The 7,058-nt window shown below is 61.5% G+C and carries 5 protein-coding genes; 1 reads left to right on the forward strand and 4 read right to left on the reverse strand.

What is annotated here, in order from left to right:
- Positions 1–75 precede the first annotated feature (75 nt).
- From HU767_RS05590 to HU767_RS05605, 4 genes are all read right to left on the reverse strand, one after another.
- Complete coding sequence (locus tag HU767_RS05590) at positions 76–513, reverse strand: phosphate ABC transporter substrate-binding protein (protein ID WP_186728659.1); 438 nt, start codon at positions 511–513, stop codon at positions 76–78.
- An 11-nt stretch (positions 514–524) separates the two neighbouring features.
- Positions 525–1,757 (reverse strand): porin, encoded by a 1,233-nt coding sequence (locus tag HU767_RS05595; protein WP_186728658.1) that lies wholly within the window; start codon positions 1,755–1,757, stop codon positions 525–527.
- A gap of 91 nt (positions 1,758–1,848) precedes the next feature.
- Complete coding sequence (locus tag HU767_RS05600) at positions 1,849–3,711, reverse strand: ATP-binding protein (RefSeq protein WP_186704818.1); 1,863 nt, start codon at positions 3,709–3,711, stop codon at positions 1,849–1,851.
- A 424-nt stretch (positions 3,712–4,135) separates the two neighbouring features.
- Positions 4,136–5,839, reverse strand: a complete 1,704-nt coding sequence (locus tag HU767_RS05605; protein WP_186728657.1) for an ABC transporter ATP-binding protein/permease — start codon at positions 5,837–5,839, stop codon at positions 4,136–4,138.
- Between the two features lie 199 nt (positions 5,840–6,038).
- On the opposite strand from HU767_RS05605, the gene fhuF reads away from it, so the two are divergent.
- Positions 6,039–6,722, forward strand: a complete 684-nt coding sequence (gene fhuF, locus HU767_RS05610) for a siderophore-iron reductase FhuF (protein WP_186728656.1) — start codon at positions 6,039–6,041, stop codon at positions 6,720–6,722.
- The last annotated feature ends 336 nt before the right edge of the window (positions 6,723–7,058 follow it).

Consider the following 7,058-nt stretch of genomic DNA (forward strand, 5'->3'; position numbering starts at 1 on the left):
CCGCTGCGCAGCCCAGCGGGGATAAATCCCCTCGCCACAGATTCATCTGCTGCCTTAAGTGAGTGGGTTACCTAGTCATTGCGCGTCGAGCGGCAGTGCCCTGACGCTGTCATCCAGCTCCCGCGCGTCGATATAGCCGATGGTGTCGGGGTTCTCGGCAATACGTTTCTTGACTTCCGTGGCGCTTGAAACCGCCAGTGGCGGCTGGCCCCTGCCGGTGAAGATGATTTTTGACCAGTGCGCCTTGAGCTGGGCTGCGGACTTGCTGGTGATCGTTGTGTAGAACTCATCGCGGGTCGGGGAGTCTTCTGTCTGGTCAATGGGAATCGCCTGGCCACCACCGGGAAAACGACTGGCCTTGCCCAGGAAAATATCCGCCACCTGATTGCGCGCGAGTGTCTTCACCGGGCTGGACGTGGCGACGACCACCACCACGTCGGCCTTGACGGCAGCGCTGGCGGCGCCCAGGGCGAGTCCCGCCACAGCGAATCCGATGAATCTCACAACCCACATGGCCTGCTCCATCAGAAGACAAAATCCACAGCCAGGCTGATGACGTTGAGCGAGCCCCCCGATGTGAAGTCCGGTTGGGGATTGATCAACGGACCGACCGAGTTGCCCTTGAAACGCGTGTGATCGAATTGCACTTTGGCATCCATGTTCCTGGTGAAATCCCAGCGCACGCCCAGGGAAAGGGTCTGCTGGCCTTCGTTCGAGCCCAGGACGCTGTTGAGCGCACCGTTGAGCTCGGCGGCCGTGCCCGCCAAGGCGGGTGGCAACGCCGCTATCGTCAGGCCCGGGCTGGAAACTTCGGTTTCGGTCCGGGAGCGTGCGTAGGTGACGTAAGGCGTGAACGCTTCGATGCGGTACCCGCCGCTGATGTACCAGGCACTGGTGCGGCCCAGGCCGGAGCGGCTGTCGAGACGCCCCCATTCACTCATGACGAACCAGTCGCCCGGATCGTAGCTGGCGCCCACGCCGAGAAATTCGACGGGGGTGTCATCGGAGTCGTAGCGATCGGCGATGGCGATGCCTTCTGGACCGAACGCCCTGAACGTATCGAAGAGTGAATTGAACTGCTCCAGGGTCAGGTCGGCTTTCATGTAGGTGATGCGCGTGGTGAGCACGTCGAACTCGGTGGTATTGGTGATTCCCCAGAAGTTTCTCGTCAGTGCCTTGCCGGCCCCGTCGGGCTGCCGGCTGTCGGTCTGGCCGTAGTGAGCCTGCACGGTATTGATGATCGCATCGACATGAAACCGGTAGCTGCCATCGATGCCGTCGCTGCTGGAGATCGGCATCAGGCTGTAGACCTCCATGGGCGCGCGTACCCAGGGCAGGGTATAGCCCACTTTACGGGTGTCGGACACCAGGAAGGTCGGCAACACAGTACGGCCAATGCGTGCGTTGAAATCCGGCGTGAATTGGTACTTGATGTTGGCCCACTCGACGAAGGGCCGGTAGCTGTTGTCGTAGCGCTGCTCGGAAATGACCTGCACCACGGCCGAAAGCTGCGGGGTGAAGGTGGCGGTCAGTTGGGCGCCTATCAGGCTGTCGACATCGGCGCTCCAGTTGCGCGAATGCCCGGCGCCGTTGGGCTTGAAGATGCTGGACGTGAAGTCGGCTTTTTTCTCGCTGGAATGGACGATCCCCACCGTGCCGAAACTGCTCAGCGAGAACATCTCGGTAGCGTCGGCACTGGCGCCGCCGGCATACAGCGTCACGACGACCAAGGCCAAGGTATTGGGTCTTTTCACCATGGGCTCAAGGTGACCTCGTTGCGTGGATCGCCATTCGTCTGTTCCTTGTACGTCGGCTGAAACTGCGCGCCATTACCCACCGAAGCCTAGTCTAGATGGCCAATTTGAGCGTAAAGGTCGCCCCTGTTCCCGGCCCATCGCTATGGGCCTCCAGCGAACCGCCCATCTCCATGGCCGCCAGGACGCAACTGTGCAGGCCAAAGCCATGGCCATCCTTGCGTGTGGTAAAGCCGTGGGCAAAGATCCGCGTCAGATTCTCGGGCACGATGCCTTCGCCGTTGTCGATGACTTTGATGACCAGGGTGTCGTCTTGGGGAATCTCGCTCTGAAGGATGATTTGAGGGGCCGGCTCCAACCGGTCACCCATCGCCCTGCTGGCGTTTTTTATCAGGTTGATCAGGATCAGCAGCACCCGGTGCTTGTCCAGTTGCAGCAAGGGCGTATCGGCCAGGTTTCTCACCACGGTGATCCGATGCGCCGCGATGATGCCGGCGTTCATGCGCAGGGCATCCTCGATCAGTTCTTTGACCTGCACGGTTTCGGCGAGGCTGGATGGACCTGCATAGGATTGCTGGGCGGCGACGATTTCCTTGATGTGGTCGACGCTTTTGCTCAGTTGGCCGAGTTCTTCGGTCATGCTCTGTTGCTCGATCGCCAGTGCGTCCACCAACTGGTTCAGGTAGCCGGGCAACAGCTTGCCTTTGTCGTCGTGGGAGATGAAGTCGCCGAGGTCTTCAGCGTGCTCGTTCATCATTTGCACCGCCTTGCCAAGCCCCAAGGCCTTGCTGGTGCGCAGTTTGCGGGTGACCAGGTCGGCGGAGATATTCACGCTGTTAAGCACGTTGCCGACGTTATGCAGCACATTGGTGGCGATTTCGGCCATGCCGGCCTGGCGTGCGGCCGCGGCCAGTTGGACCTGGGCTTCGGCGGCGCGCAAGCGGCTTTGCGCCAGCTGCCAGCTCATCCGGGCGAGCAGGCCCACCAGCAATACCAGCACCAGGCTGCCGCCCGTGGCACGCCACAGATAGGTACGCGCTTGCTGGTTCACCGCGGCCAGCTGTTCTTCTTCGGACAACCCGACGATCACCGCCAGCGGAAAATCGTAGAGCTGGCGGGCACTGGTGTAGCGCCGCACGCCGTCCCAACCGTTGATCGAGAGCTTCGCCTCGGTGTTTTCAGCGTCCGGCACCACCGCCGTGTAATTGACCGCATCGCCGGCCGATAGCGTTTCCCCGGTGCGCCGTACGCGAAAGATGCCGTCCGTACCCAGCAGCCCGAGCGCACCCTGGTCGCCGAGTTTCGAGGCGTCGTAGCTGCTGACGAAATAGGCAGCATCCACTTCGACCCTGGCGATTCCGGAAAGCCTGCCATCCGCGGCATCGAGTCGCCGGCTGAAGCGCAAGCGCCATTCGCCAGTGATTGGGCTTTTCCATGGATGGCTGATGGACAACGAATCGCTGTGCCGCAGCGTTTGCTGTTCATCCGGGTCAGCGATGTTTTCCCGGTCGTTGACCCGCGTGCTCGCCACGAACCGGCCGTCCGGATTGACCACACTGACATCGAACACCAAGGCCGGCGGCAACAAGGCCCGTTCTTGGAGGCGGCGCAGGGGATTGGGCTCGTCCTCGGTCTCAAAGGTGTATTTGACCAGCTTGAGGGTCTGATCGATTTCATGGATGGCGCGCAACATTTGCGCTTCGTAGGTAGCACCCATCTCCAGGCTGGCCGTCGCGGCGCTCTGCTGCGCGCGAAGATGTTCAACCTTGATCAGGTAGAGGGTGGCGCTCCAGACAATCAGCAACAGCAGGGCGGCCAGCAGCGGGAACAGGATGTAGGCTTCCTTGGCCTGGTCGAAGAAACGCCGAAGCGTGCTGGCTTCGGTACCGCCATCGGCTTCTGCACAATGAGCGGTGCCAGGGGCCAACCTCAGTGTCTCGGGCCGCTGGATCGGCATGGCTTGCTCCCTGCATTGTCCGACCGAAGGCTGGTGAGCATCCGACACGGTTACGGCTCGAAGGGGTGTTGCTCCTGAAGGCCCGAGCGAAAGAGCCTGGATGTGTCTGACTATAGACCACAAACTCTGCATGCCAATTATGCGAAGAGGGATGGAGTGTCGGGCAGGTCATTTGCGCTTTTTCAGGGATCTGATTGCGCGGGAAGAGGGCACATTGTGAATTGAACCCTGTGGCCCAAGTGCATCCTGTGGCGAGGGAGCTTGCTCCCGCTGGGCCGCGCAGCGGCCCCAAATCAGCCACACCGTTTCGCCAGGCACACCGCAGACACCGCTTTTGCGACTGCTGCGCAGCCGAGCGGGAGCAAGCTCCCTCGCCACAGATCTATCTTTCCCATGCTCTATTTCATAGGCACAGGATGCGGGTTCACACCGCTTGCTTGACCTTGCGATGCACCCACTGCGCCTCGTCCTTCAGCTCCAGGACGTGCCAATGGAAGTGCTCCAGGGAAGCGCTGTGCCCGACGCTGATCAAGATCGTGTCCGGCAGTGTCTGCCTGAGCAGCTGATAGCAACGCGCTTCGTTTGCCGCGTCCAGCGCCGAACTGCTTTCGTCGAGGAACAGCACCGTGGGCCGGGCCAGCAGGGCCCTGACGAACGCGCAGCGTTGCTGTTCGCCGATGCTGAGGGTCTGTGCCCAGTCCCGCTCCTCTTCCAATTGATCGGCCAGGTCTTGCAGGCCGACTTGCTCCATGACCTGGCGTAGCGCGGCATCCTCGTCGCGACGGGGCGGGTTGGGGTACCAGAGCGCTTCGCGCAGGCTGCCCAGCGGCAAGTAGGGTTTTTGCGACAGGGTCAGGGCGCGCTCGCGGTCATAGCTACTCGAGCCGCGAGCGTGATGCCACAGCCCGGTGATCGTGCGGATCAGCGTCGATTTGCCGTAGCCGGACGGCGCGCTGATCATCAGGCTGTCGCCGGGTTTGAGTGACAGGTTGAAACCTTTGAACAACGGCCGGCCATTGGGCAGCCAGATGTCCAGGTCCTTGATATCAAGACCGCTGGCCTGCTGTTCGTGCCTGACCTGGGACTTGACCTCGACGTTATCCAGGCGCTCCTGGAAGCCGACCAAGCGGTCGATCACCGATTTCCATTCCGACAGTTCAGGGAACACGCTCACCAGGTAGGCGATGGCCGCGTGCACTTCGCCGAAGGCCGCGCTTATCTGCGTCAGGCGGCCGAGGGGAAAGGCGCCGGCGAAGAACTGTGGCGCCATGATGAACATCGGGATGACCGTCGCGCTGCGCAAATAGAAGGTCGAGTAGCCCATGATCAGCTTCTGTTTCTTCACCAGCGCCCAGAAGTTTTCCAGCGCCGCGTCCAGGCGACGGTTGAAGCGTTCGTTCTCCACGACTTCGCCGCGGTATTGCGCCACCGAGTCAGCGTTCTCCCGCAGGCGGATGAGCGAGAAACGAAAGTCCGCTTCACGCCGCTGTTGCATGAAATTGAGGCTGGGCAGGGCGCGGCCCAGCCAAAAGGCCAGGCCGGTGCCCAGGAACGCATACACCAGGGCGATCCACACCAGCAGCCCCGGAATGACGAACGACTGATCGTTGAATGGCACGCTGACGAGGCTGGAGGCTTGCCAGAGGATATGCAGGAAGGAAAACAGCGACACCACCGACGTCAACAGGCCCAGGCTCAACTTGAGTGACTTGACGATGAACAGGTCGATGTCTTCGGCGATCCGCTGGTCGGGGTTGTCGACATCGGTTTCGGTCAATTTCAGCTTCTGGTAGCGCTGGCTGCCCAGCCACTGATCGAGCATGTTGCGGGTCGCCCAGCGCCGCCAGCGGATGGTCAGCTTTTGCTGAAAGTGAAACGCGCCCACGGTAAAGGCCGCCGTGCCGATCTGCAGCAGGATGAATTGCAGGCTGCCGATCAGGAAGCCGTGGTAATCCAAGGCTTGCAAGGCGTTATAGAAATGCAGGTTCCAGAAGTTGGTGAGGATGTTGACACCGACCAGGCACAGGGTCATCAGCACGGTGGCCAACAGTAGCCACAGGGCCGGGTACTTTTCCTCGGAAGCCCAGAAAGGCCGCGCGAGACGCCAGAAGTTGCGGAGTGTGTGCATGGAGTCTTGATGAGCCTGGTCGCTAACGACGTTGAGTTTGCAGGGGAGGGAGGATAGGATCAGCCAATGCTAATCGTTTGCATTAATTAGGGAAAGCCACGGGAGCCCCGTTATCGAATTTCCAGAATGGCTTAACCAGGCCTGGCCGCCGATACAGCGGGTCATCCGGCAGGCACCTGGCGATCAGCCTTCCGTCGCGTTGAGCCAGCTTGCCGATCCTGCCGTGCTGCAACCCTTGCTGACCCGATTCGCCCTGCGTTACCCGGGGGTGAACCGTGCCGCCGTGGTGTCGCAGTGGTCGATGAACTACATGAGCATTGTCTTGCCCGCCACCCTGGCCTGTGTGCTGACGCGTCACTGCGCCATCGAGTTCTGGGGCGAGGACGCGCTGCTGTGGCACGACGACGGCCAACCGGCGGCGCTGGGCCTGGCTGCGGGGCTGTCGGACTTGGCCGCGGATGACCGGGCGGCTTACTGGTCGAGGTTGGTCCATGAGCACCTGGCGCCACTGTTCGGCACATTGGCCGCCGCCGGTGGCCTGGCCCCGAAGATATTGTGGGGTAACTTCGTCGCCATCTGGGACGGCGCCTTCGCCAGGATGGACCCGGAGCTGTCCAGGGATGGTTTCGCCGAGGCGCACCAGTGGCTGGAGCCCGTCACGGTGAACAATGGCCGCTTGAAGCTGCGGGGTCTGCAACGCATGGTCGAGTCACCGGCGCCGCAGATTTGCCCCAGCTTGCCCTTGCGCCGGCATTGCTGCCTGCATTACCAACTGCACGAGCCGGTCGAAGGCCAGCCGCCCGTGCTCTGCGAATCCTGCCCCAAGCTGCACCGCCTGCCGGTGGCGGAGCAGGTGAGCTACCTGCATTACATCTATGAGTAGGAATGAGCGCAGGTTTTGAACAGCCTTCGGGGTACTTGCCGGCATTCCATGTGGCTGAGCCACCGCTATCGCGAGCAGGCTCGCTCCCACACTGGATCTGTGGTGAACACAAAATTCATGTCCGACACAGGACCCCTGTGGGAGCGGGCTTGCTCGCGATGAGGCCGGCACATCCAACATCACCGCAAACTGAGCCACCGCTTTCGCGAGCAGGCTCGCTCCCACACTGGATCTGCGGTTGAACAACAAAATTCATGTCCGACACAGGACCCCTGTGGGAGCGGGCTTGCTCGCGATGAGGCCGGCACATCCAACATCACCGCAAACTGACCCACC

The organism is Pseudomonas sp. SWRI179, assembly GCF_014268705.1.
GTDB classification, from domain to species: Bacteria; Pseudomonadota; Gammaproteobacteria; order Pseudomonadales; family Pseudomonadaceae; genus Aquipseudomonas; species Aquipseudomonas zanjanensis.

Excerpts from the sequence above, each read along its gene's own strand:
- HU767_RS05600 (WP_186704818.1), bottom strand. The coding sequence starts at position 3,711 with ATGCCGATCCAGCGGCCCGAGACACTGAGGTTGGCCCCTGGCACCGCT.
- HU767_RS05590 (WP_186728659.1), bottom strand. The coding sequence starts at position 513 with ATGTGGGTTGTGAGATTCATCGGATTCGCTGTGGCGGGACTCGCCCTG.
- HU767_RS05595 (WP_186728658.1), bottom strand. The coding sequence starts at position 1,757 with ATGGTGAAAAGACCCAATACCTTGGCCTTGGTCGTCGTGACGCTGTAT.
- HU767_RS05605 (WP_186728657.1), bottom strand. The coding sequence starts at position 5,839 with ATGCACACACTCCGCAACTTCTGGCGTCTCGCGCGGCCTTTCTGGGCT.